This is a genomic window from Rhodosalinus sp. 5P4 (assembly GCF_041365695.1).
Taxonomy (GTDB): Bacteria; Pseudomonadota; Alphaproteobacteria; order Rhodobacterales; family Rhodobacteraceae; genus Rhodosalinus.
In genome coordinates, this window is sequence record NZ_JBGFSJ010000004.1 from 291,439 (window position 1) to 313,502 (window position 22,064).

At 68.5% G+C, this 22,064-nt stretch carries 24 protein-coding genes and 1 tRNA gene; 12 read left to right on the plus strand and 13 right to left on the minus strand.

Annotation, left to right across the window (positions count from 1 at the left end; genetic code table 11):
- Positions 1–134: 134 nt before the first annotated feature.
- Both AB6A69_RS09285 and AB6A69_RS09290 read left to right on the plus strand, forming a co-directional pair.
- Positions 135–959 (plus strand): helix-turn-helix transcriptional regulator, encoded by an 825-nt coding sequence (locus tag AB6A69_RS09285; RefSeq protein ID WP_371060708.1) that lies wholly within the window; start codon positions 135–137, stop codon positions 957–959.
- Between the two features lies 1 nt (position 960).
- The gene (locus AB6A69_RS09290) at positions 961–1,431 is read left to right on the plus strand and encodes a prepilin peptidase (RefSeq protein ID WP_371060565.1); all 471 of its coding nucleotides are present in this window, start codon (positions 961–963) and stop codon (positions 1,429–1,431) included.
- A gap of 204 nt (positions 1,432–1,635) precedes the next feature.
- Here the strand turns inward: AB6A69_RS09290 and AB6A69_RS09295 are convergent.
- From AB6A69_RS09295 to AB6A69_RS09310, 4 genes are all read right to left on the minus strand, one after another.
- A tRNA-Arg gene (locus AB6A69_RS09295) sits at positions 1,636–1,712 on the minus strand.
- Positions 1,713–1,765: 53 nt separating this feature from the next.
- Positions 1,766–3,151, minus strand: coding sequence for a sensor histidine kinase (locus tag AB6A69_RS09300; RefSeq protein WP_371056459.1), 1,386 nt, complete (start codon positions 3,149–3,151; stop codon positions 1,766–1,768).
- Between the two features lie 20 nt (positions 3,152–3,171).
- Complete coding sequence (locus tag AB6A69_RS09305) at positions 3,172–4,590, minus strand: NAD(P)/FAD-dependent oxidoreductase (protein WP_371060566.1); 1,419 nt, start codon at positions 4,588–4,590, stop codon at positions 3,172–3,174.
- Positions 4,591–4,593: 3 nt separating this feature from the next.
- The gene (locus tag AB6A69_RS09310; RefSeq protein ID WP_371037586.1) at positions 4,594–5,319 is read right to left on the minus strand and encodes a TVP38/TMEM64 family protein; all 726 of its coding nucleotides are present in this window, start codon (positions 5,317–5,319) and stop codon (positions 4,594–4,596) included.
- Between the two features lie 296 nt (positions 5,320–5,615).
- On the opposite strand from AB6A69_RS09310, the gene rpmH reads away from it, so the two are divergent.
- From rpmH to yidD, 3 genes are read left to right on the plus strand one after another with little or no spacing between them, the layout of a single operon-like run.
- Positions 5,616–5,750 carry a 50S ribosomal protein L34 gene (gene rpmH, locus AB6A69_RS09315; protein ID WP_371037587.1) on the plus strand — a complete coding sequence of 45 codons (135 nt, stop codon included), beginning with the start codon at positions 5,616–5,618 and terminating at the stop codon, positions 5,748–5,750.
- 20 nt (positions 5,751–5,770) lie between these two features.
- Positions 5,771–6,181 (plus strand): ribonuclease P protein component, encoded by a 411-nt coding sequence (rnpA, locus tag AB6A69_RS09320; RefSeq protein WP_371060567.1) that lies wholly within the window; start codon positions 5,771–5,773, stop codon positions 6,179–6,181.
- Entirely contained in the window at positions 6,178–6,411 is a 234-nt protein-coding gene (yidD, locus tag AB6A69_RS09325) for a membrane protein insertion efficiency factor YidD (RefSeq protein WP_371037589.1), read from the plus strand. The genes rnpA and yidD overlap by 4 nt, the downstream gene beginning before the upstream one ends.
- A 92-nt stretch (positions 6,412–6,503) precedes the next feature.
- Here yidD and AB6A69_RS09330 read toward each other — a convergent pair whose 3' ends face one another.
- Entirely contained in the window at positions 6,504–7,043 is a 540-nt protein-coding gene (locus tag AB6A69_RS09330) for a DUF3833 domain-containing protein (RefSeq protein WP_371060568.1), read from the minus strand.
- Positions 7,044–7,161: 118 nt separating this feature from the next.
- Between AB6A69_RS09330 and ttcA the strand changes: the two genes are divergently transcribed.
- From ttcA to AB6A69_RS09365, 7 genes are all read left to right on the plus strand, one after another.
- Positions 7,162–8,028, plus strand: coding sequence for a tRNA 2-thiocytidine(32) synthetase TtcA (ttcA, locus tag AB6A69_RS09335; RefSeq protein ID WP_371056465.1), 867 nt, complete (start codon positions 7,162–7,164; stop codon positions 8,026–8,028).
- A gap of 76 nt (positions 8,029–8,104) precedes the next feature.
- Positions 8,105–9,640 carry a putative bifunctional diguanylate cyclase/phosphodiesterase gene (locus tag AB6A69_RS09340; protein WP_371060569.1) on the plus strand — a complete coding sequence of 512 codons (1,536 nt, stop codon included), beginning with the start codon at positions 8,105–8,107 and terminating at the stop codon, positions 9,638–9,640.
- Positions 9,641–9,832: 192 nt separating this feature from the next.
- Entirely contained in the window at positions 9,833–11,659 is a 1,827-nt protein-coding gene (gene yidC, locus AB6A69_RS09345) for a membrane protein insertase YidC (RefSeq protein ID WP_371060570.1), read from the plus strand.
- Positions 11,656–12,399: an MOSC domain-containing protein gene (locus AB6A69_RS09350; RefSeq protein WP_371060571.1), complete on the plus strand. Its 744-nt coding sequence runs from the start codon at positions 11,656–11,658 to the stop codon at positions 12,397–12,399. The genes yidC and AB6A69_RS09350 overlap by 4 nt, the downstream gene beginning before the upstream one ends.
- Positions 12,396–13,049, plus strand: coding sequence for a ribosome biogenesis GTP-binding protein YihA/YsxC (gene yihA, locus AB6A69_RS09355; RefSeq protein ID WP_371060572.1), 654 nt, complete (start codon positions 12,396–12,398; stop codon positions 13,047–13,049). The genes AB6A69_RS09350 and yihA overlap by 4 nt, the downstream gene beginning before the upstream one ends.
- Positions 13,050–13,104: 55 nt before the next feature.
- Positions 13,105–14,013, plus strand: a complete 909-nt coding sequence (gene argB / locus AB6A69_RS09360) for an acetylglutamate kinase (RefSeq protein ID WP_371060573.1) — start codon at positions 13,105–13,107, stop codon at positions 14,011–14,013.
- 18 nt (positions 14,014–14,031) lie between these two features.
- Positions 14,032–14,523 carry a histidine phosphatase family protein gene (locus AB6A69_RS09365; RefSeq protein WP_371056470.1) on the plus strand — a complete coding sequence of 164 codons (492 nt, stop codon included), beginning with the start codon at positions 14,032–14,034 and terminating at the stop codon, positions 14,521–14,523.
- A gap of 15 nt (positions 14,524–14,538) precedes the next feature.
- Here AB6A69_RS09365 and AB6A69_RS09370 read toward each other — a convergent pair whose 3' ends face one another.
- The 8 genes from AB6A69_RS09370 to crcB all read right to left on the minus strand — a co-directional run bounded on the left by AB6A69_RS09370 (position 14,539) and on the right by crcB (position 22,044).
- Positions 14,539–15,345, minus strand: a complete 807-nt coding sequence (locus AB6A69_RS09370) for an amino acid ABC transporter ATP-binding protein (protein ID WP_371037598.1) — start codon at positions 15,343–15,345, stop codon at positions 14,539–14,541.
- 13 nt (positions 15,346–15,358) lie between these two features.
- The gene (locus tag AB6A69_RS09375; RefSeq protein WP_371060574.1) at positions 15,359–16,669 is read right to left on the minus strand and encodes an amino acid ABC transporter permease; all 1,311 of its coding nucleotides are present in this window, start codon (positions 16,667–16,669) and stop codon (positions 15,359–15,361) included.
- Position 16,670: 1 nt separating this feature from the next.
- Complete coding sequence (locus tag AB6A69_RS09380) at positions 16,671–17,885, minus strand: amino acid ABC transporter permease (protein WP_371060575.1); 1,215 nt, start codon at positions 17,883–17,885, stop codon at positions 16,671–16,673.
- Positions 17,886–18,018: 133 nt separating this feature from the next.
- On the minus strand, positions 18,019–19,035 hold the full coding sequence (locus tag AB6A69_RS09385) for an amino acid ABC transporter substrate-binding protein (RefSeq protein ID WP_371056474.1): 1,017 nt from the start codon (positions 19,033–19,035) through the stop codon (positions 18,019–18,021).
- 204 nt (positions 19,036–19,239) lie between these two features.
- Positions 19,240–19,953 (minus strand): ATP12 family chaperone protein, encoded by a 714-nt coding sequence (locus tag AB6A69_RS09390; RefSeq protein WP_371060576.1) that lies wholly within the window; start codon positions 19,951–19,953, stop codon positions 19,240–19,242.
- Positions 19,950–20,630, minus strand: a complete 681-nt coding sequence (locus AB6A69_RS09395; RefSeq protein ID WP_371060577.1) for an HAD-IA family hydrolase — start codon at positions 20,628–20,630, stop codon at positions 19,950–19,952. Before AB6A69_RS09395 ends, AB6A69_RS09390 begins: the two co-directional genes overlap by 4 nt.
- On the minus strand, positions 20,627–21,670 hold the full coding sequence (locus AB6A69_RS09400) for an RluA family pseudouridine synthase (RefSeq protein WP_371060578.1): 1,044 nt from the start codon (positions 21,668–21,670) through the stop codon (positions 20,627–20,629). Before AB6A69_RS09400 ends, AB6A69_RS09395 begins: the two co-directional genes overlap by 4 nt.
- The gene (gene crcB, locus AB6A69_RS09405; protein ID WP_371060579.1) at positions 21,667–22,044 is read right to left on the minus strand and encodes a fluoride efflux transporter CrcB; all 378 of its coding nucleotides are present in this window, start codon (positions 22,042–22,044) and stop codon (positions 21,667–21,669) included. The genes AB6A69_RS09400 and crcB overlap by 4 nt, the downstream gene beginning before the upstream one ends.
- Positions 22,045–22,064 lie beyond the last annotated feature (20 nt).

The following is a 22,064-nucleotide window of genomic DNA, read 5'->3' on the forward strand; positions in this document are numbered from 1 at the left end:
GACCCCTCGCTTTCCGACTGGAAACGCAATGTTGCCCAATCGACAGGTTAACGTAGCACCTCACAACGTCAACTATTTGTTCACCACCGTTCGAAGCCGGTGGACATGTGTTTTCGTAAACAGGTGTGAACAAAATGGTAATCAGTTCTTCCCGGCATGTCGGCACGCTCGAGGCGATCATGGTTTTCGCCACCTGTCTCCGCGGCGAGGCGCCATTCGAAATCGCGCTTCGTGACCTGTGCGTCGCGCTCGGCGCCGAAGCCGGCCTTCTCAGTCGACGTGGGGCCGGAAAGATGACGTCACAGATCGCCTTCCAAAGCGCGCGCCCGGCCTCTTCCCTGCAAAGGCTGACGCGGGCCTTTTGCGACAACGTAGTTCCCACAGACCCTTTCCGCATGAAATGCGGCGCCAGCTTTCTGCTGTCACGGATCGGTCCGCCCGACGACGGCAATGCCCATGTGCTGGACGAGTGGCGGCGGGCAAGCGGAACCCGGGATATTCTTGTCATCTTCCTGGAGATCGAGCGCAGCCACGTCGACCGGCTGGAGCTTCATTTCCGAGCGCCACTCGAGGGCGAGCGGCTGACCATGCTCGATGATGTCGGCGCGACCCTGTCCCGCGTCTACCGGCAGCGGAGGCCCGGCGTCATCGTCGATGCGCTGACCTGCCGGCGCGGCCTTCGGCCAGATGCCGCGTTTACGGAAGACCCACCAGTGCTGTCGGAAGACAACCGTTACGGCCTGACCCGGTCGGAATTCCGCATCTGCTACCTTGTCAGCCGCGGGCGTTCCTACAAGGCGCTTCCCGAAGAACTCGGCGTCAGCCCGCATACCGTGCGAGGCCATCTGCGAAACATCTATCAAAAACTGGAGGTCAGCGATTTCTTCGAACTTTCGCATCGCCTCATCTCGATAGAGGAGCGCCAGACCTCGCATGTCAGCCTGCTCGGGGCGGCCTGACATGGACCCGCAGCTTCTGCCCCTGATGCTGGCACTGCCGCTTCTCGTCGCGGTGGCCATGAGCGATCTGCGCAGCCTCCGGATACCCAAGTATCTTGTCGTGCTCTGCGGGCTGCTGTTCCTGGCGACCGCCTCCGTGCTCGGCAGCGGTGAACTCTTGGCGCGGCTCTTGGCGGCCGGCATCGCTCTGGTGGTGTGTTTCGCCCTCTTCGCCGCCCGGATCATCGGCGGCGGAGACGCCAAGTTCTTCCCCGTGTTCATCCTGTTCGTTCCCTCGGGTGAGGTTGCGCTCTTCATGCTCAGCCTTTCGGTCGGCATCGTGGCCTCGGCGATCGCGGTAAGCGCGGCCCGTATCCACGGATCCGAGGAGCGCGCCCCGCAATGGACCGCGCTGCGGAAAAGCTCCGGCTTTCCCATGGGCGTCGCGTTTCTGGCTGCCGCGCTTGTCTTTCTCTCGCTCGCGCAGGCGTAGCGCCGCCTCGGCAAGAGACCTGCCCGGTTGCGGCATGGGGGCGCGCAAAACAGGCTGCGATGCACGTGCGGAGTTCGACCTGGACGCGCCCGCACTGGCGCCCGCGGCCTTCCGGGGCGAACGGGCATACCGCGCAAACGGGTCGCGCCTTCGGCATAGCGGCGCGGCGAGAACGTATCCGGATTGGACGCTGTAGAGGGGAAGTGGCGCACCGGGGAGGATTCGAACCCCCGACCCCCTGATTCGTAGTCAGGTACTCTATCCAGCTGAGCTACCGGTGCACGGGTGGCTGGGATAAAGGGAGGTGCCCGGGGGTGCAAGCGGAAAATCCCGTTCAGCCCCAATCGCCGGTGGGCAGCCGGATGGTGAACCGGGTGCCCTCCGGTCCTGTGCGCGTCAGTTCCAGCGTTCCGCCATGTCCGCGCATCAGTTCCGCCGCGATCGCGAGGCCGAGGCCCGATCCGCCCTTCCGCGCGCCGCCCTGGAAGGGGCTGAAGAGGTGCTCCTGCGCCTTGGGCGGCAGGCCGGGACCGGTGTCGGTGACCGAAATGATCCAGCAATCGTCCTCTTCCCGCGCCGAGACGCAGATCTCTCCGGAACGTCCGGTCCCCGTGATCGCCTGGCGCGCGTTGCGCACGAGGTTCGCGAGCGTGCGGTGAAGCTGCTCGGGATCTGCGCGCACGGCGAGCGTGGCCGGGATGTCCTCCGAGAAACTGACCTCCTGGCTGTCCTCCACCGCGAGGCGCTCGCTGTCGATCACGTCCGAGACGACCTCGGCCAGCGGCACGCGGGTCAGCGCGGGCGGCGGCTCCTCGGCCCGCCCGAAGGCAAGGACGCTTTCGGTAAGGGCCACCGCGCGGCGGATCGAATTCACCAGCTTCGGTGCCATGCGGCGCACCATCGGATCCTCGCTGCCCCCGATGCGGTCGGTGAAAAGCTGTGCGGAGGTCAGGATGTTGCGCAGGTCGTGGCTGATCTTGGCCACCGCCTCGCCGAGCCGCGCCAGGCGGTCCTTCTGGCGCAGTGCGTGGGTCAGCTCCGTCTGCATCCGTGCGAGCGCGTCCTCGGCCTCGCGCAGCTCGCGCACGCCGTTGCCGGGACGGATGATGCGGTTGGCGTCCTCCGGTGCCGCCGCGTAGCGGCGCATGTGCCCCACGAGACGCTCGATCGGCTTCACGAGGATCGCGCGGACGGCGAGGAACAGCAGCCCGGCTGTGACGAACGAGATCACCGCCGAGAGCAGGAGGATGCGCAGGCCGTAGTCGATCATCGCCGCGCGAAGCGGCGCGGTGAGCATGGTCACCTCGATCAGCTGCCCCGCCTCGCGCAGCGGCGCGCCGATCACCCGGATGACGCGTTCCTCCGGGTCCGCGAGCCGCGCCAGCGCGTCACGGATCAGCACGAGGGGCGAGGGATCGCGCAGATCGTAGGTGGCCGCGACCGGCGCCGGGACCGGGGAGGAAAGCGCGAGCTGCCGCGCCTCGTCGCGGCGCAGGACCACGTTCAGCACCCCGGCATTCTCCAGCAGCTCGACCTCGAGCTCCGGGTCGATCATGTCGTCGGCCAGCAGTGCGAGCGATGCGATCTGCGCCCGCTCCAGCCGGGCGAGCAGGTAGTCCTCGCGGAAGCGCGCCACCGAGGGCACGAAGATCAGCACCTCCGCGATCATCACGAAGACGACGGTGAGGATCAGGAAGCGTCCCGAAAGAGAGCTGAGCATGGCCGTCCCGTCGAGGGGCGTCAGGGCAGGAAACGCTGCACCATGCCCACGACGCGTTTCAGCAGAGGATTATCAAAGAGCTTCGGAGAGAAATAGGCCCCGGCCGCCCGCTTCGAGATTTCCCCTACCGTCGGATAGGGTGAAACCATCGCGGTGACGGACTTCATCGACACCCCGTTCGCGAGGACGAGCGCCCAGAGATTGATGTGTTCGCCGGCCTGGTGTCCGGCGATGGTGACGCCGACGGGCTTGCCGCGCGCGACCATCACCTTGATGAATCCCTCGGGCTTGCGTTCGGCGAGGGCGCGGTCGTTGCCGGAATAGTCGAACCGCGCCACCTCAAGGCGCGCGCCATGCGCGTCGCGCGCTTCCGCCTCCGTCAGGCCGATCTGCGCAAGCTCGGGCGCGGTGTAGGTCACGCGGGGGATGTGGTCGGTGCGCGCGCGGGCCGGCAGCCCCAGAAGCGCCTGACGGATCACGATGCCGGCGTGGTAGCCCGCGAGATGGGTGAACTGCAGCCCGCCCGCCGCGTCGCCGATGGCGAAGACGCGGCGGTTCGTGGTGCGAAGCCGCCCGTCCACCCTGACCCCGGTGCGGGTGGTCTCGATCCCGGCCGCGCCCAGGTTCAACGTGTCGGTGTTGGCGCGCCGCCCCACGGCGACGAGAAGGTGGCTGCCTTCAAAGACGCGTCCATCCTCTGCGACCACCTCGATGGCCCCGTCGCTGCCGCGCACCTCCGCGGCCGGCGCGTTCTCCTCGATCGCGACGCCTTCCGCGCGCAGACGGTCGAGGATCAGCGCCGCGGCCTCGGGGTCTTCGCGGCCCAGCGCGCGGGCGCCCTCGATCACCGTCACCCCGGATCCGAGGCGGCGGTGGGCCTGCGCCATCTCGATGCCGATCGGGCCGCCGCCAATGACGATGAGGTGCCGCGGACACTCGCGCAGGTCCCACAGCGTCTCGTTGGTCAGATGGGGCACCTCCGCGAGGCCGGGGATCGGCGGGACGAGCGGCGAGGACCCGGTGGCGAGAACGATACGCCGGGCGCGGATCACGTGCTCGCCCGCCTCCACCTCGCGGGGCGACCGGAAGCGCGCCCATGCGCGGATCACGCGCACGCCCAGATCCTCGAACCGCGCCTGGCTGTCATGCGGCGCGATCCGCGCGATCACCTCCTGCACGCCCGCCATCGCCGCGGCGTAATCCGGATCCGCCGCGCCCGGCGTCACGCCCGGCGCGGCGGGATGGGCGATCGCGTGGGCCGCCTTGGCCGAGGCGATGAGCGACTTCGAAGGGACGCAGCCGTAGTTGAGGCAGTCGCCGCCCATCTCGCCGCCCTCGACCAGCGTGACGTCGGCCCCCATCTGGACGGCGCCCGCGGCCACCGAGAGCCCGCCAGAGCCCGCGCCGATGACGAGAAGATCAGTGCTGATCACGGCCATGACTCAGATCCCCTTCCGGCCGCGCACGGCCTTGAGCAGCATCGGCAGCGCCGAAAGCGCCGCGAGCCCGAGAATCGGCAAGAGCACCCGGGGCTCGAAGATGATGCCCAGATCGGGGCGCTCGCCCCGGGCGAAGACCTCGCCCAGCCCCGCGCCGACCGAAGTGTAGACCACCGCCCCAGGAATGATTCCCAGAAACGTGGTGATGACGAAGCGCCGGAGCGGCACGTCGAGGAAGGCGGGCACGATGTTGGCCAGGAAGAACGGCACCGCCGGCACGAGGCGGATGAGAAACAGCATCGACCACTGGTTCTCGTCCAGCCCGGCCTTGATGCGCCGCACCAGCCCCTCGGAGGCGTTGAGCCGCGCGGCGAAGCGTTCCCCAAGCCCCCAGCGCGCGGCGAGGAAGATCAGCGTGGCGCCGATGGTGGCGCCCAGCACGTTGAAGAGCGCCCCGGGGAAGGTCCCGTAAAGGAACCCGCCGGTCAGCGTGGCCACCGTCGCGCCCGGCAGCGAAAAGGCCACGATGGCGACGTAGGACAGCAGGAAAAGGCCCAGCACGGCCCAGTAATGGCTGTCGCGATAGGCCAGAAGCGCCTCGCGGTGCCGGGCGAGCGCATCGAAGTCCAGGACGTCGCGGAACGCCACCGCGCCGATCACGGCCACGATGAGAATGGCGATGAGCGGAAGACGGCGGACGAGGCCGCCACGCTGGCTGGGTGTCGTCATTTCACTCACTCGGGCGGGCCTTTCGGGCAAGGGCGTGTTACCCGGCCAACATGAGGCACGGACGCGGCGCGCGACAGGGGCTTCACGCGCGCTTGAACCAAGGTGGCGGCCAGGCCGCCACGCGGCCGGACCTGAAACATGGCGGCGGCCGAAAGCCGCCGCGTGATACGCTGTTTGTTACAAGGCCCCCCGGCTTTGACGTTTGACAGGCACGGCACGCGTCGGTAAAGGGCGGGCTTCGACATTCCATGCAGGCCCGGCGCGCGCCCCGCCTGCGCGAGGACGGAGAGAGCGCGATGAAACGCACGTATCAACCCTCGAACCTGGTCCGCAAGCGGCGCCACGGGTTCCGGTCGCGGATGGCCACGAAGGCCGGCCGCAAGATCGTCAATGCCCGGCGCGCACGCGGCCGGAAGAAGCTGACCGCCTGAACGGCGCGGCCGGGCGTGGCATGACCCCGCCGGAGGCCCCCCTGCACGGCCTGACGACTGGCACCCGAGGGGCGGCGGCCTTGTCCACGCGTATGGAAGGGCTGACGAAGCGCGCCCAGTTCCTGGCCTGCGCCAAGGCCCGACGTCAGGCCATGCCCGGCATGCTGGTCCAGGCCCGCGACCGGCACGACGGGCGAGACGCGATCGGTTGGGGCGTCACCTGCTCCAGGAAGATCGGCAACGCCGTCACCCGCAACCGCGCCAAGCGCCGGCTGCGCGCCGTGGCGCGCGAGGTGCTGGCCGACGCGGGCCGCCCCGGCTGGGATTACGTGCTCGTCGGTCGCCCCGACGTCACCGTCGCGCGCCCGTTCCCCGATCTCCTCGACGACCTGCGCTCCGCGCTGTCGCGGCTTCACGGGCGCCGCGGATGAGCCCGCTGGCGCGCATCGTCGCCCTGCCGGTCCGGGCCTATCGGCTGATCTTCTCGCCCTGGGTGGGCTTCAACTGCCGCTACCATCCGACCTGCTCGGCCTACGCGCTCGAGGCGCTCGAGCGGCACGGGGCGTTTCGGGGCACATGGCTCGCCGCACGGCGGATCGGGCGCTGCCACCCCTGGGGCGGACAGGGCGTGGACCCGGTCCCCGACCCCAAGGAGCGCTGAGGCCCGAAGCGGATACCGGCTCGCGGCGGCCCCGACGGCGGGCACGCGCCACGACACCGCGAATTTGCCGATGTCGCTATGCGCCGGGCCTCTCAGCGGCGTTTTTCGAAGGTGATGACGACCTGACCGATCGGCACGCCGAAACGCCGCATGTAGGCGATGTTGAGAAGCCGGTCCTCGCTCAGAAGCCACATCCAGTCGTCGAAACTCACGCGGAGCGTCTCGGCATCGCCGTTCGCGCCCGGGACCGGCAGGTCGATGGTGTAGCGCCAGTTGAAGGTATCGCCCCGCTCCTCGCCGAGCGCCGCACCGATCACGCCGGGCGCCGTGCCGCGCCAGGTCTGCGGCCCGGTCTTGACCAGATCCCAGACGCGACGCTCGGTGGAACCGTCCTCGTAGACGAAATCCTCCACCAGCGTCAGCGTCCGGCCGTCCCAGCGCCCGTCGATCTCGACCTCGAAACGGCGGCGCACCGTGCCGAACACGTCCTGGAATTGCCCGTAGGCCACCAGTTCGCCGTCGAAGAACCGCTCGAGGTCGAGCGCACGGTCGCTGAGCTTCGGGTCTTCGAGAGACGGACGCCCGGCGCAAGCGGCGAGGAGAAACAACGAGATCAGGGCAAGAAGGCGCATGGTCGCTCCGCAGGGCTGGGCTTCCTCGCGGAACATAGCGGGCTGGAAGGCGGCGGCGAGGCCACGTCGCCCGCATCCGGCGCTAGGCAGAGGGCGCGAGATCGGGTAATCGGCAGGCATGAAGGACACCGCCGACGACATCCACCCGCTTTTCGCGGGCGCACCGCAGAGCACCGAGTTCCGCAAGCTGCGCAAGCGCATCGTGCGCCAGGCGCGCGAGGCCGTCGAACAATACGGCATGGTCGAGCGCGGCGCGCGCTGGCTCGTCTGCCTGTCGGGGGGCAAGGACAGCTACACGCTGCTCGCCGCGCTCACCGAACTGCAATGGCGGGGGCTGTTGCCGGTGGATCTGCTGGCCTGCAACCTCGACCAGGGCCAGCCGAACTTTCCGGCCACGGTGCTGCCCGCCTTTCTCGAGCGGATGGGCGTGCCGCACCGGATCGAGTATCAGGACACCTATTCGATCGTGACCGACAAGGTGCCGGAGGGCCGGACCTTCTGCGCGCTCTGTTCCCGGCTCCGGCGCGGGCACCTCTACCGCATCGCGCGGGAGGAGGGATGCTCTGCGGTGGTGCTCGGCCACCACCGCGACGACATCCTCGAGACCTTCTTCATGAACCTCTTCCATGGCGGGCGCCTCGCCACCATGCCGCCCAAGCTGGTGAACGAGGAGGGCGACCTTTTCGTCTACCGCCCGCTCGCCCATGTGGCCGAGGCGGACTGCGACCGCTTCGCGCGCGCGATGGATTACCCGATCATTCCCTGCGACCTCTGCGGCAGCCAGGACGGCCTTCAGCGGATGCAGGTGAAGGCGCTTCTGGACGGCTGGGAAAAGAACAGCCCCGGCCGCCGGCAGGTGATGTTCCGGGCGCTGATGAACGCGCGGCCCTCGCATCTTCTTGACCCGCGGCTCTTCGACTTCGCCGCGCTCGAGCGGCGCGGCCCGGCCGGGGAGGAGCCCGGGGAAATTCCCGTCCTGCGTTAACGTGCTGATGACGAAACGCCCCTAGGCTGTATCCGTCGCGTCTCTGCGCGTGACGGAACAGCTGGGAGATCGCAGCATGGCAAAGCGCCGCCGGACCGACCTTGTCGCCTTCGCGCGCCGGATGTGCCGCGGGCTGGAGGGGCCGCAGTTCCTCGCCTTCATCCCCGCGCTCTCGCTCGCTGCCTTCTGGCTTGGCGGAGAGGGCGCGCTGGTCTCGGTCGCGCTGGCGCTTCCCGCTCTCTATTGCGCGCTTGGCGCGATCTCCCGGTCGGGCTCGGTCGGGCTGGACCGTCTCACCGGGCTGGTCGAGCGGTCGGAATTCCTGCATGCGCTCGACCATGCCCTTGCCACCGCCGCCGCAGAGGGCAGCCAGACCGCCTGCGTCGTGCTCGAGATCGACGATTTCGCCGATTTCGGGGCCAGGCATGGCGACGCCGCCGCCGAGGAAGTGCTGCGGGCCGCGGCCGACAGGCTTCGGGGGGCGTTGCGCACCGGCGACACCCTCGCCCGGATCGGCGAAGCGCGCTTTGCCGTCGCCTGCGCGCCCGCGCCCCGCCTCGATCTGGAAGCCGCGATCCAGCTTGCCGCACGGCTTCAGCGGGCGGTGGAGCAGCCCGTGCCGCTCGACGCCACGTCGATCTACATGACGGCTTCGGCGGGGTTCTGCCTCGCCGCCCGGCTGCCAGGCTCGGCCGCCGAGGCGCTCACCGAAGCCGCCAGCGTGGCACTGGCCGAGGCGCAGGCGGCGGGCCCTGCGGGCATCCGCGCCTTCGCCCACGGCATGCCGCGCCGCGCTAAGACCGGGGTGGCGGGTGCAGAGGTCGCGGCGGCGCTCGAGGCAGGACAGATCGTTGCTTGGTTCCAGCCGCAGATTTCCACGGAAACCGGCCGCATCAGCGGTTTCGAGGCGCTGGCCCGCTGGACGCATCCCGAACGCGGGGCGGTGCCGACTTCGGAATTCCTTCCCGCGCTCGAGTCTGCGGGGCTGATGGCGCAGCTGGGAGAGACGATGCTCTATCACGCGCTGACCGCCCTGCGCGCCTGGGATCGTTCGGGGCTCGACGTGCCGCGCGTCAGCGTGAACTTCTCCGCCGCCGAGTTGCGCGACCCGCGCCTGCCCGACCGCATCGCGTGGGAGTTGGACCGTTTCGGCCTCGACCCATGCCGGCTCGGGGTGGAGGTGCTTGAGACCGTGATCGCCCGCTCTCCCGAAGACGCGACGACGCGCGGCATCCGGGCGCTGGCGCGGATGGGCTGCGCCGTGGACCTCGACGATTTCGGCACCGGGCATGCCTCGATCACCGCGCTGCGCCGCTTCGATGTGAGCCGCGTCAAGATCGACCGGTCCCTCGTCGCCAAGTGCGACCGCGATCCCGAGCAGCAGCGCATGGTGATGGCGATCCTGTCCATGTCGGAACAGCTCGGGCTCGACACCCTCGCCGAAGGGGTCGAGACGGCGGGCGAACACGCCCTTCTGGCCCAGCTCGGCTGCGGCCATGTGCAGGGCTATGCGATCGCGAGGCCGATGCCCTTCGAGCAGACATCGGAATGGATCGCCAGCCAGACCGCCCGGGTGGAGGCCGCGCCGTGGGTCGGCCGGAACGTGGGCTGACATCGCCCCGCCCTGCCCGGGCAGCCTACGCAACTGTCCGCGCCCGAGCTCGCCCGGCGCCCCATCCGCGCGGCGAATGCCCGCCGCCCGACAGGGCGGCCCTTTACCGCGCCGGCCCGATTCACCTTGACCTTTCGGCCCACGGTCTGTTGAACCCTGCACTGCATCAGACGTTACCGGGGCCGGTGTTTCATGGACGATCAGAACAAGAACCTCATCCTCGCGACCGCGCTCAGCTTCGGCGTGATCCTGATCTGGTTCCTGCTGTTCCCGCCGCCCGAAGAGCGGCCCGTGCCCGAGACCGCGCCGCAAGCCACCTCTTCCGAGACCCCCGCGCCGACAGACCCGGTCGCCACCGCCCCGGCCCAGGCCCCGGCCGCCTCCGCCGGGGATGGCGGGGAGGCCGTCGTCGAAAGCGCCGCGAGCGCACCGCGCGTTTCGGTGGAAACCCCGCGCCTCAGCGGGTCCATCTCACTTCAGGGCGGCCGGATCGACACTCTCGCGCTCAAGGACTACCGCGAAAGCGTCGATCCCGGCTCTGCCACCGTTGACCTGCTGGCCCCCGTGGGCAGCGCGCAGGCCTATTACGCGCTCTACGGCTGGGCGCCCGGCAGCGGACTGGGCCTCGAGGACGTGCCCGGCGCGAACACGCCGTGGGAACTCGTCTCCGGCGAGCGCCTCGCGCCCGGTAGTCCGGTCACGCTCCGGTGGGAAAACGGTGCGGGCCTCGTCTTCACCCGCGAGATCGCGATCGACGACGACTACATGTTCACCGTAACCCAATCCGTCGCGAACGAGGGCGCGGGGTCCGTGACACTGGCGCCCTACGGCATAATCGCCCGGCACGGCAGGCCGGAGAACCTGAAGAACTTCTTCATCCTGCACGAGGGCGCGATCGCCATGGCCGATGGCAAGCTCTCGGAAATCGACTATGGCGACATGGAAGATTTCGACTTCGACCCGCGCGAAGCCGCGCGCGCCGAGGTGATGCAGGTCGCCGAGGATGGCTGGATCGGCTTCACCGACCATTACTGGATGACGACGCTGATCCCCGAGGCCGGAAGCGCCTTCAAGGCCACCGCCAAGTACGACGACGCGCGCAACATCTACCAGACGGAGGCCGTGCTGCCCACGGAGCGGCTCGGCCCGGGCCAGTCCGTCACCCGCACCACGCGTCTTTTCGCCGGCGCGAAGGAATGGGATACGATCCGTGACTACCAGCGCGAGGGCGTCGACCGTTTCATCGACTCCATCGACTGGGGCTGGTTCTTCTTCCTTACCAAGCCGATCTTCTGGCTGCTGCACGAGATCAACCTGATCATCGGCAACATGGGCTGGGCGATCATCGGTCTGACTCTCATCATCAAGGCGGCGCTACTGCCGCTCGCGTACAAGTCCTACGTCTCCATGGCGAAGATGAAGGAGCTTCAGCCGGAGATGGAGAAGATCAAGGAGCGCACCGGAGAGGACCGGCAGAAGTTCCAGCAGGAAATGATGGAACTCTACAAGAAGGAAAAGGTGAACCCCGCCTCCGGCTGCCTGCCGATCCTGATGCAGATCCCGATCTTCTTCTCGCTCTACAAGGTGATCTTCGTCACGATCGAGCTTCGGCACGCGCCCTGGTTCGGCCCCTTCCGCGACCTGTCGGCCCCGGACCCGACCTCCATCGTGAACCTCTTCGGCCTGCTGCCCTGGGCCGCGCCGGAACCCGGCTCGCTGCTCGCGCTCGTCTTCATCGGCATCCTTCCCATCCTGCTCGGCGTGTCCATGTGGCTTCAGCAGAAGCTGAATCCGGCGCCCACGGACCCCACGCAGAAGATGATCTTCGCCTGGCTGCCCTGGGTCTTCATGTTCATGCTGGGCAGCTTCGCAAGCGGCCTCGTCCTCTACTGGATCGCCAACAACGCGATCACCTTCGCGCAGCAATACGGCATCATGCGCAGCCAGGGCTACAAGCCCGACGTGCTTGGCAACATCCTCTCGGGCTTCCGGAAGAAGGCGGAAGAGGACGGAAAATGACCGGGACGGTCGCCAGTCTCTGGCGCCACCCGATCAAGAGCCACGGGCGCGAGGAGGTCGACGCCGTGACCCTCCTGGCCGGGCGCACCATGCCCGGCGATCGCGTCTGGGCGGTAGCCCATGACGCGTCGCAGGCGACGGGCACGGCATGGGCGTCCTGCGTCAATTTCACCCGTGTCGCCAAGGCGCCCGCGCTCATGGCCGTCACGGCGCGCTACGACGAGGCCGCGGGCACCGTCACGCTCACCCATCCGGAGCGAGCCACGCTCGCCTTCGACCCCGACGCCGAGCCGGAAGCGCTCCTCGACTGGGTCGCACCGCTGATGCCCGCCGACCGGGCCGCGCCGGCCCGGATCGTGCGCGTGCCCGGTCGCGGCATGACCGACAGTGATTTCCCCTCGGTGACGCTGTGCAACCTCGCTTCGCACCGCGCGGTGGAACAGCGGATCGGCCGCCCGCTCTCCATCCACCGCTGGCGCGGCAACATCTGGATGGATGGCCTGGCGCCCTGGGAAGAGTTCGACTGGATCGGGCGCGAGGTGCAGCTTGGCGACGCGGTGCTGCGCGTCCGCGAGCGGACCGACCGCTGCCTCGCCACCGCCGCGAACCCGGAGACCGGCCGGCGCGACGCCGACACGCTGGGCGCGCTGGACAGCTGGGGCCACCGCGATTTCAGCGTCCGCGCCGAGGTTCTCAGGGGCGGCGCCGTCGGGCCGAGCGACCGCGTGGCGCCGCTTTGACCGCCCTGCCCTTCCCCCTCGCCGACGCGCCCGAGCCCGACGCGGCGGAACGCGGCCGCAAGCTCTTCGCGGGGCCGATCGAGTTCCTGAAAGGTGTCGTCGCGATGGATGGGCTGCCGCCGGACGACCGGGTGGAGATCTGTTTCGCCGGTCGCTCGAACGTGGGAAAATCGTCGCTCATCAACGCGCTCACGAACCGCAAGGGGCTGGCGCGGGCCTCCAACACGCCCGGCCGCACGCAAGAGATCAACTACTTCACCCTCGGCGACGGCCACTACCTCGTGGATCTTCCGGGCTACGGCTACGCCGAGGCGCCGGTCAAGATCGTCGCGCGCTGGCAGAGCCTGCTCAAGACGTATCTCGCCGGTCGGGCGAGCCTGCGCCGCGCCTTCGTGCTGATCGACGCCCGCCATGGCGTGAAACCCGTGGACGAGGAGATCATGAGCCTTCTCGACGGCGCGGCGGTCACGTTCGAGGCCGTGCTCACCAAGGCCGACAAGATCAAGCCGAAGGACCGCGAACGCGTTCTGGCGCAGGTGCGCCAATCGCTGGCCCGGCACCCGGCGGCGTTTCCCGAGATCCTGCTCACATCCTCCGAGACCGGCGAGGGGCTCGCGACGCTCCGCGCGGTCGTGGCGGGACTGGCCTAGGGGCCTTGCGCCCGGCGGCGGGCGCGAGGATAACGCGGCGGGAGGAGGTCCGCCCATGACGCAAAGGGAAATGACCAGCGACTGGATCGCCACCGCGCGCACGCTGAACCAGGCGCTGCCGATGCTTCAGCGGTACGACGGTGCGGTGGTCGTCATCAAGCTTGGCGGGAATGCCATGGGCGATGACGAGGCGATGGAAAGCTTCGCGCGCGATGTCGTTCTGATGCGCATGGTCGGCGTCAACCCGGTCGTCGTCCATGGCGGCGGGCCGATGATCAACGCGATGCTCGAGAAGCTGGGCATCGTCTCGGAATTCGTCGCCGGCAAGCGCGTGACCGACAAGCCCACCGTCGAGGTGGTCGAGATGGTGCTCTCCGGGCTCGTGAACAAGCGCATCGTCCAGGCGATATGCAGCCAGGGCGGAAAGGCCGTGGGGCTTTCGGGCAAGGACGCGTCGCTGATGGTCTGCGACCAGGCCGACGCGAGCCTCGGTTTCGTCGGCACCCCGGCCCAGGTGAACGCCTCTTTCCTGCGCGATCTCTTCGACAAGGGGATCATACCGGTGATCGCGCCGCTCGGCGCGGGGCGCGGCGGCGAGACCTTCAACGTCAACGGCGACACGGCGGCCGGCGCCATCGCGGCGGCGCTGGAGGCCGACCGCCTGCTGCTGCTGACCGACATCGAGGGCGTGAAGGATGCCGAGGGCGAGGTGCTGAGCGAACTTTCCGCGGAGGCGATCCGTGGCATGATCCAGACCGGGGTCATCGCCGGCGGCATGATCCCCAAGACCGAGACGGCGCTCGCCGCAATAGACGGGGGGGTTCGCGGGGTGGTGATCCTCGACGGTCGGGCGCCCAATGCCTGCCTGCTGGAACTTTACACGCAGCACGGCGCGGGCACGCTGATCCGGCCCGCGCAGCGCGTCGGGCGTGAGCCGGCCGCGCCTCCGCCCCCGCGGTCATGACGTGAAAGGCCCCGCCCGATGACCCGCCGCCTGATCCTGATCCGTCACGCCAAGTCGAGCTGGGGCGATGCCGCGCTCGCCGATCACGCCCGGCCGCTCAACGACCGCGGGCGCCGGTCAGCGCCGCTCATCGGTCGCTGGCTGCGGGAACGGGGCTATCTCCCCGACGAGGTGCTTTGTTCCGACGCCGTTCGCACCCGGGAGACCTTTGCACGGCTCGGGCTGGACGCGCCGGTGACGTATGTTCCCGCGCTTTATCATGCCGAGGCGCGGGACATTCTGGAGACGCTGCGAACCGCGCATCGCCGTGTCGTCGCGATCATCGGGCACAATCCCGGCATGGCCGAGTTCGCCCGTCGCATCGTTGCCCTGCCGCCCGACCACCCGCGCTTCGGCGATTATCCGACGGCGGCCACGCTGGTGGCCGACCTCGACACGGACGACTGGGAAAATGCCGCCTTCGGAACCGCGGGCGCGGTCGATTTCGTGGTTCCGCGGGACCTGGAATAGTCCCGCGGCGGGCTTTCAGTGGCCGAGGATCTGGCTCAGGAAGAGCTTGGTCCGCTCGTTCTGGGGGTTCAGGAAGAATTCTTCGGGCTCGTTCTGCTCCACGATCTGGCCTTCGTCCATGAAGATCACGCGGTTGGCCACCTGGCGCGCGAAGCCCATCTCGTGGGTGACGCAAAGCATCGTCATCCCCTCCTCGGCGAGCTCGATCATGGTGTCGAGCACCTCCTTGATCATCTCGGGATCGAGCGCGGAGGTCGGCTCGTCGAAGAGCATGATCCGCGGCCGCATGCAGAGCGAGCGCGCGATCGCCACGCGCTGCTGCTGCCCGCCCGAAAGCTGGCCGGGATACTTGTCGGCCTGTTCGGGGATCTTCACCTTGGTGAGGAAGTGCATCGCCGTTTCCTCGGCCTCGCGCTTCGGGATCTTGCGCACCCAGATCGGCGCGAGGGTGCAGTTCTCGAGGATCGTGAGATGCGGGAACAGGTTGAAGTGCTGGAACACCATCCCGACCTCGGACCGGATCTTGTCGATGTTCTTCACGTTCGAGGACAGTTCCGTCCCGTCCACGACGATGCGCCCGGCCTGATGCTCCTCCAGCGCGTTGATGCAGCGGATCAGCGTGGACTTGCCGGAGCCGGAGGGCCCGCAGACGACGATGCGTTCGCCGCGATAGACGGTGAGGTCGATGTCGCGCAGCACGTGGAACTGGCCGAACCACTTGTTCATCTTGCTGATCTCGACAGCGATCTCGTCCGACACCGCCAACTGCGAGGCGTCGACGCCGGACAGGTTTTCGGGATGGGGCTGGGAAAGATCGGTCATCGGGTCTGGTCCCTTATCGACGGTCGGTCTGCAGCTGACGCTCCAGCCACTGCGAGTATTTCGAGATGCCGAAGCAGACGACGAAGAACAGCGCCGCGGCGAAGCCGAAAAGCTCCCAGTAGACGCCGTTCCAGTCGGTCGAGGCGAGGATCGGGCCGCGGATCATCCCCACGAGGTCGAACATCGAGATCACCGAGACGAGCGTGGTGTCCTTGAAAAGTCCGACCGCGACGTTGACGATTCCCGGGATCGAGATCTTCAGCGCCTGCGGCAGGATGATGAGGCGCATGGCTTGCGGATAGTCGAGCCCGAGCGCGTCGGCGGCCTCGTACTGCCCCTTGGGCAGCGCGGCGAGGCCGCCGCGGATCACCTCGGCGATGTAGGCCGAGGCGAACATGGTGATCATGATGATCACGCGCAGGATCAGGTCGAACGTCGTGTTGGGCGGCAGGAAATAGGCCAGAACCACGTTCGCCACGAACAGAAGCGTGATGAGCGGCACACCGCGGATGAACTCGATGAACACCACGCAGATCCACTTGATGATCGGCATTGAGGATTGCCGCCCGAGCGCGAGCGCGATCCCGATGGGAACCGAGAGCGACACGCAGACCGTGCCCAGGATGAGGTTCAGCATGAACCCGCCCATGTCGCGCGACGGCACGGCCAGTAGCTCGATGCCGAGCGTGCTCGCAAGCACCGGCGTCACGAAGTTGCCGACGATCAGCCAGAACGCCACCGCCGCGGCGATTGCGCCGAAGAACCCGGCCGCGAAACTTGCGGTCACGAAACGCTGGAACACGAGGTATCCGACGAAGAGGCCCGCCGCCGCGGTGACCGGCACCCAGACCGAGCCACCCCAGATGAGCCAATAGCTGAGGAAAGGATAGATCGCGGTCAGGACCAGCAACTGGCGGGGCGCCTTCGGGAAGAGCACGGGCGCCAGCGCCCCGAAGAGCAGCAGCAGCGCGAGGTTCGGACGCCAGTACTCGCTCGACGGGTAGGTGAAGCCATAGATGAGTTGCGGCCAGCGCTCGCGCAGCACCGCCCAGCAGGCCCCGGATTCCCCGGCGAGGATCTCGCGGCACTCCCTCAGGCTCGATGCGGTCCAGACGCCGTTGAACATCCACGGGATCGTCGCCGACAGCAGCCAGTAGATGACGTAGAGCGACAGCAGCGTGACGATGCTGTTCGGGATCGAGGAGAACAGGTTCTCCCGCACCCATTTCACCAGCCCAGCCTCGGCGATGGGGGGCGGCGCGGCCGGGATCGGCTCCTTGCGGACGAAGGCGAGCTGCGCGGTCTGAGCGTGCGTGTCCGACATCTCAGCGCTCCTTCAGCTTCACGGCGTTGTTGTAGACGTTCATCACCGCCGAGATGCCGAGCGAGATGAGGAGGTAGAACAGCATCAGCAGAAGGATCGACTCGATCGCCCGCCCGGTCTGGTTCAGCGTGATGCCGCCCAGCGTGCCGGTGATGTCCATGTAGCCCACCGCGATGGCGAGCGAACTGTTCTTGGTGAGGTTGAGATACTGCGAAATGAGCGGCGGGATGATGATGCGAAGCGCCTGCGGCAGCACCACGAGCCCCATGATGCGCTTCGGGCGCAGGCCGAGCGCCGCAGCGGCCTCGGTCTGGCCGCCGCTGACCGCCTGGATGCCGGCGCGCACGTTCTCGGCGATGAAGGCGCCGGTGTAGACGGCGAGCGCGAGCCACAGCGCGATCAGGGATCCGCGGACCTGGATCCCGCCCTGGAAGTTGAAGCCGCGAAGCTCGGGATTCTCCAGCGTGATCGGCCGGCCGAGCAGGAAATAGGCCAGGAGCGTCGGCAGAACGAGGATCGCCAGCGACGGCCACAACATCGGCAGAAGCTTCCCGGTATCGTAAAGCAGCTTCGTCGCGTAGCGGCGGTAGTAGAACACGCCGGCGATCGAGGCGAGCAAGACGGCCAGCACGGCCGTCGATCCCGGTTCCAGGATCGGCTTGGGCACGTAAATGCCGCGGTTCGTGAAGGCGAAGGCATCGAACAGCATGGATGCCTGCGGATCCTCGCCCCTGTAGGCACTCGGCGCCGGCAGCGCCGCCGTCATCACGAAGAAGATGATCAGGATCCAGATCAGCACCGGCACGTTGCGGAAGATCTCGACGTAGATCGACATCAGCTGCGCCACGAGCCAGTTCTTCGACAGCCGCGCCACGCCGGCGGTCACGCCGATAAGCGTCGCGGTAAGGCATCCGAGGAAGGCCACGATCAGCGTGTTGAGCACCCCGACGAACGAGGCGCGCATGTGGCTGTCCTGGTTTTCATAGGGAATCGGGCGCTGGTTGATGTCGTAGCCCGCAGGCTGGCCCAGGAACTCGAAGGAGATGTCCTGGCCGAGAAGGGCGAGGTTCCGAACGAGGTTCATGCCCAGCCAGGACATGAACGCGATCAGAAGCAGCAGCGCGATGAACTGGAACGTGTAGGAACGATACCGCGTGTCGTTCAGCAGCATCGACAGACGGAACGACTCCCGCGGCGGGTCGGTCACTGTGGCCATCCGGATTTCCCTGCTGCGCCGGACTCGACCCGTCGGCGGGGTTCGCCCGCTCCTGCGATCCGGCAAGTTTTTCGAAACGTGGCGTCAAGAGGGGAAGGACGCGGGGTTTGCCCCCGCGTCCTTCAGGTTCGACTTAGCGGAACGGGGGGGCGTAAAGCAGTCCGCCCTCGGTCCACTGCGCGTTCAGCCCTCGCGCGAGGCCGATCGGGGTGTTTTCGCCGATGTTCTTCGCGAAGATCTCGCCGTAATTGCCCTCGGCCATGATGGCGCGCTTGGCCCAGTCCGCGTCGAGCCCGAACATCTCGCCGAGGTTGCCCTCGGTGCCGAGCATGCGGTTGATCTCGGGGCTGTCGGTTCCGTTCGACAACTCCTCGATGTTGGCCGAGGTCACGCCGTACTCTTCCGCGGCGATGAGCGCGTTGAGCGTCCAGCGCACGATCTCGCCCCACTGGTTGTCGCCGTGGCGCACGAGCGGGCCGAGCGGCTCTTTCGAGATGATCTCGGGCAGGATGACGTGATCGCCCGGATTCTCGAAGGTTGCGCGCGACGCGGCCAGGCCCGACGCATCGGTCGTGTAGGCGTCGCAGGCGCCGGCATTGTACTGCTGAAGCGCCTCGGCGTTGGTCTCGATCGGCACCGGCTCGTAGTTCATGTTGTTCTTGCGGAAGAAGTCGGCAAGATTGAGCTCGGTCGTGGTGCCGGTCTGGATGCAGACCGTCGCCCCGTCGAGTTCCATGGCAGAGGAAACGCCAAGCGCCCGCGGAACGATGAAGCCCTGACCGTCATAGTAGTTGATGCCGGCGAACTCGAACTTGAGATCCACGTCGCGCGTGAAGGTCCAGGTGGTATTGCGCGCCAGCATGTCGATCTCGCCAGAGGCGAGCGCGGTGAAGCGGGTCTTGCCGGTCGTCGGCACGAATTCGACCGCGGTCGGATCGCCGAGCACGGCGGCCGCAACAGCGCGGCACACGGCCACGTCGAAGCCTTCCCACTCGCCGTTCGCGTCCGGCGCGGCAAACCCCGCGAGGCCCGTGGTCACACCGCAGTTCAGCGTGCCGCGCGCCTTGACGTCGTCCAGCGTGGCGGCGGCCGAAGCCCCGGCTGCAAGGCCGGCAACGGTCAGCGCGCCGAGAAATACGGATTTCTGCATATTTACCTCTTCTGATAAGTCCGCCCTGTTGTGCGGGTCGTCCGGCTCACAACGGCCGGGTTTCCTTTGCTGAAAGAGGCTGCCCCCCTTTCAATGGCAACGAGTTTGGTCGGATTCATCAACGAAGGTCAAGGCAAACGTCAGAACTTCTGAACGATGGACGCCGAAGTCGGCATCCGGTCCGCCTCTTTTCGGGGCACCGGCTCAACCGGCGCGGGCAAGCTCGAGAAAACGATGCGCTTCCAGAAGCTGGGCGCGCCTGGCGTCCGCCGCCGCGGCGGCTTCGGCATCCTCGCCCCATCGTTCCTGCTGCCAGGTTTCGTCGATGCGCGAGAGCGCCCAGACCCGTTCCGGCGTCACCTCTCTGGCCGAGGCGGCAAGGCCGAGGACCAGCGATCCGGAGATCGTAACCAGATCATGCAGCGCCACCAGCTCGAACGCGTCGTGGCGCTTCACCTCGCCGCGCAGCGCGGCGAGGCTCGCTTCGGGTTGGGCGACGTGCATCACGCCGGTCGCGGCGGAAAGCGGCGCGCCGAGGCGGGCGCGCGCCCAGTCGAGCATCGGATCCCAGCCCTCGGCCTGCCGTCTCGCCAGTTCCTCGGGCGTGTCGGCGCGATAACACAGAAGATCGGTGGCGCCATACTCGCAAAGCATCGCGACGACCTCGGCGCGGTGCGGCACCACCCGGTCTATCGCGGAATTGGCGGCGCGCGTCACGGGCATCGCGCGCGGATTTATGACGTCGGACTGCGCCTCCCACTCCTCGGCCATCGCCTCGGCCAGCGCCGCGTTGGGCAGCACGAGCGGCGCCTTGGCCGGCGTCCGCACGGGCCGGCCATCCAGCGTCACCTCGTAGCCCGCGTCGGTCGCGACCGCCTCGGCCCGCGTCCAGAATCGCTTCGCCGCCCAACCCGTCATGCCGCCTCCCAAAGCGCGGAAATGGCGCGGGGCAGCTCGGAGAAACGGCCCACCACGTGATCCGCGGCACGAAGACGCACCGGGGCGTGGTAGCCCCAGCCCACGCCGATCGCCCGCACGCCCGCGGCGCGCGCCATCTCCATGTCGTATTCCGTGTCGCCCACCATGACCGCGTCGCGCGGCGCGACACCCGTTTCGTCGAGCGCGGCGCGCAGCATCGACGGATGCGGCTTCGAGGGGTGGTGATCGGCCACCTGCCGCGTGACGAAGAAGGGCGCGAGGCGATGGGCCCCGAAGAGCACGTCGAGCCCGCGCGCCGACTTCCCCGTCGCCACCCCGAGAAGCGTGGCGGGCTCGCCGTGCAGCGCCTGAAGAGCCTCGCGCGCGCCCGGGTAAAGCGGCGAGGTCATCGCCACGTCCTCTCGCGCGCGCTGACCCGCATAGGCCTCGCGGTACCAGCCCGCGAGGCGCGCATGATCCTGCGCCGAAAGGTCGGGCACGAGCCGCGCCATCGCCACCTCCAGCGACAGCCCGACGATGCCCAGCACCTCCTCACGCGGCGGGACGGGCAGCGCCGCCCGGCCGAAGGCCGCGTCCATCGCGGCGAGGATGCCCGCCTGGCTGTCCACCAGCGTGCCGTCCACGTCGAAGACCACGAGGCGAAGCGGGGCGGTCATGCCGTCTCCTCGAAGGGGTCGGGGGGCGCGTCCGCTTCGGACCAGCCCAGCATCGACCAGGTGCGGCGCATGTGTTCGGGAAGCGGCGCCGTGATGGAGAGACGCGCGCCCGTCACCGGATGGGTGAGCGCGATGGAGCGCGCGTGCAGGTGCAGCTTGCGGCTGACCTCGCCGCCGAGCTGCGCGCCCCAGCCGTCGCCCAGGTTCTCCTGCCCGCCGCCGCCATACTTGCCGTCACCCACGATCGGGTGGCCGAGTTCCGCCATGTGCGCCCGAAGCTGGTGCGTCCGCCCCGTGACAGGGACGAGCGCCACCCAGGCCGCGCGTTTGCCGAGCGCCTCGATCACGGCGTAATCCGTCGTGGCGCGCTTCGCGCCGGGCGTGGCGTCGATGTCGCCGGGATGCACGCAGCGCATCTTCTCGCCCTCACCCTTCGCGCCGTGCCCCGGCGCCTTCACGAGCCCGTAGGAAATCGTGCCCATGCGCGGCTGCGGCACGCCCGCCACCGCCGCCCAGTAGATCTTGCGCGCCTCGCGGGCACGGAACGCCGCGGTCAGTCCCGCGGCCACCGCGCGGCTGCGCGCCATCAGCAGCACCCCCGAGGTGTCCCGGTCCAGCCGGTGGACGAGGCGCGGTGCCTCGTCCGCGTCGAAGCGCAGCGCCTCGGCCAGCGCGTCGACGTGGCGGCGCTGCCCGCTGCCGCCCTGCACCGCAAGGCCCGGCGGCTTGTTGAGCGCGAGGATATGCGAGTCGCGCCAGATCACCGCCTCGCGGATCATGCGCGCGTCCGCCTGGGATATCTCGGGCGCGGGCGCGGGTGGCGGCGCACCGGGGTCGGGCAGCGGCGGGACCCGCACGCTCTGCCCGGCGGCGAGGCGGGTGGCCGCCTTCACACGGCCGCCGTCGACACGCAGTTCGCCCTTGCGGCACATCTTCTCGATGCGGCCCTGCGTGACCTGCGGGAAATGCCGGCGAAGCCACCGGTCGACGCGCTGGTCGGCATCGCCGGGCGCGACGGTGATATGCTGAACGCCGCTCACGCGAGCACCCCCCGCGCGGCCCATGCCCCGGCGACGATCGCGCCGAGCGACAGCGTGACCGACCCCGCGACATAGGCCAGCGCCGTGCCCGTCTCGCCCCGTTCCCAGAGCGTCAGCGCGTCGAGCGAAAATGCCGAGAAGGTCGTGAAGCCGCCAAGCACGCCCGTCACGACGAAGGGCGCGATGCGGGTGGCCGGGAGGTTGGCGAGCACGATGACGAGGACCCCCATGAAAAACGACCCCAGGACATTCACCGCGAGCGTGCCCCAGGGAAAGCCCGTGCCGAACAACCGCATCGCAGCGAGGACGGTAAGATACCGCGCCGCGGCCCCCACCGCGCCGCCAAGCGCGACCTGCATCAGCGTCAGCATCATGGGCGGTCTGTCGCGCGGCG

What these genes read in the sequence shown, in the direction of transcription:
- yidD (WP_371037589.1), top strand. Translation starts at nt 6,178, where the DNA reads ATGAGCCCGCTGGCGCGCATCGTCGCCCTGCCGGTCCGGGCCTATCGG.
- AB6A69_RS09375 (WP_371060574.1), bottom strand. Translation starts at nt 16,669, where the DNA reads ATGTCGGACACGCACGCTCAGACCGCGCAGCTCGCCTTCGTCCGCAAG.
- AB6A69_RS09390 (WP_371060576.1), bottom strand. Translation starts at nt 19,953, where the DNA reads ATGACGGGTTGGGCGGCGAAGCGATTCTGGACGCGGGCCGAGGCGGTC.
- argB (WP_371060573.1), top strand. Translation starts at nt 13,105, where the DNA reads ATGACGCAAAGGGAAATGACCAGCGACTGGATCGCCACCGCGCGCACG.
- ttcA (WP_371056465.1), top strand. Translation starts at nt 7,162, where the DNA reads ATGAAGGACACCGCCGACGACATCCACCCGCTTTTCGCGGGCGCACCG.
- AB6A69_RS09380 (WP_371060575.1), bottom strand. Translation starts at nt 17,885, where the DNA reads ATGGCCACAGTGACCGACCCGCCGCGGGAGTCGTTCCGTCTGTCGATG.
- AB6A69_RS09300 (WP_371056459.1), bottom strand. Translation starts at nt 3,151, where the DNA reads ATGCTCAGCTCTCTTTCGGGACGCTTCCTGATCCTCACCGTCGTCTTC.
- AB6A69_RS09370 (WP_371037598.1), bottom strand. Translation starts at nt 15,345, where the DNA reads ATGACCGATCTTTCCCAGCCCCATCCCGAAAACCTGTCCGGCGTCGAC.
- AB6A69_RS09340 (WP_371060569.1), top strand. Translation starts at nt 8,105, where the DNA reads ATGGCAAAGCGCCGCCGGACCGACCTTGTCGCCTTCGCGCGCCGGATG.
- AB6A69_RS09385 (WP_371056474.1), bottom strand. Translation starts at nt 19,035, where the DNA reads ATGCAGAAATCCGTATTTCTCGGCGCGCTGACCGTTGCCGGCCTTGCA.
- crcB (WP_371060579.1), bottom strand. Translation starts at nt 22,044, where the DNA reads ATGATGCTGACGCTGATGCAGGTCGCGCTTGGCGGCGCGGTGGGGGCC.
- AB6A69_RS09310 (WP_371037586.1), bottom strand. Translation starts at nt 5,319, where the DNA reads ATGACGACACCCAGCCAGCGTGGCGGCCTCGTCCGCCGTCTTCCGCTC.
- AB6A69_RS09285 (WP_371060708.1), top strand. Translation starts at nt 135, where the DNA reads ATGGTAATCAGTTCTTCCCGGCATGTCGGCACGCTCGAGGCGATCATG.
- AB6A69_RS09305 (WP_371060566.1), bottom strand. Translation starts at nt 4,590, where the DNA reads ATGGCCGTGATCAGCACTGATCTTCTCGTCATCGGCGCGGGCTCTGGC.
- AB6A69_RS09290 (WP_371060565.1), top strand. Translation starts at nt 961, where the DNA reads ATGGACCCGCAGCTTCTGCCCCTGATGCTGGCACTGCCGCTTCTCGTC.
- rnpA (WP_371060567.1), top strand. Translation starts at nt 5,771, where the DNA reads ATGACCCCGCCGGAGGCCCCCCTGCACGGCCTGACGACTGGCACCCGA.
- AB6A69_RS09395 (WP_371060577.1), bottom strand. Translation starts at nt 20,630, where the DNA reads ATGACCGCCCCGCTTCGCCTCGTGGTCTTCGACGTGGACGGCACGCTG.
- AB6A69_RS09330 (WP_371060568.1), bottom strand. Translation starts at nt 7,043, where the DNA reads ATGCGCCTTCTTGCCCTGATCTCGTTGTTTCTCCTCGCCGCTTGCGCC.
- AB6A69_RS09365 (WP_371056470.1), top strand. Translation starts at nt 14,032, where the DNA reads ATGACCCGCCGCCTGATCCTGATCCGTCACGCCAAGTCGAGCTGGGGC.
- rpmH (WP_371037587.1), top strand. Translation starts at nt 5,616, where the DNA reads ATGAAACGCACGTATCAACCCTCGAACCTGGTCCGCAAGCGGCGCCAC.
- AB6A69_RS09350 (WP_371060571.1), top strand. Translation starts at nt 11,656, where the DNA reads ATGACCGGGACGGTCGCCAGTCTCTGGCGCCACCCGATCAAGAGCCAC.
- yidC (WP_371060570.1), top strand. Translation starts at nt 9,833, where the DNA reads ATGGACGATCAGAACAAGAACCTCATCCTCGCGACCGCGCTCAGCTTC.